At 49.3% G+C, this 205-nt stretch carries 1 pseudogene; it reads right to left on the bottom strand.

The window, feature by feature from the left end:
- Window positions 1-195, bottom strand: a pseudogene (locus tag ACLD9W_RS12730) (IS110 family transposase); the annotation flags it as partial.
- Window positions 196-205 lie beyond the last annotated feature (10 nt).

The following is a 205-nucleotide window of genomic DNA, read 5'->3' as shown; positions in this document are numbered from 1 at the left end:
AGGGTTTTGGCGAGAGGGATTTCCAAACCGCCAGTGCTTTCCATGACAACCAAACCGACGTTGTGCTTGTGCAGATAGTCAATGGTGTGGGTAAAGCCTTTGGTTGGTTTCGGTTTTGGTTTTATCCCTGCCGTGGATGCCGATGACGAAATGGCGTTTGGCGATATCGATGCCTGCGTAGTTTTGGGTACTCATCAATGAACCT

This window comes from Neisseria sp. WLZKY-1 (genome assembly GCF_046546535.1).
Taxonomy (GTDB): Bacteria; Pseudomonadota; Gammaproteobacteria; order Burkholderiales; family Neisseriaceae; genus Neisseria.
The sequence above is the reverse complement of the archived record's forward strand: the minus strand, read 5'-3'. Positions and strand labels throughout refer to the sequence as shown.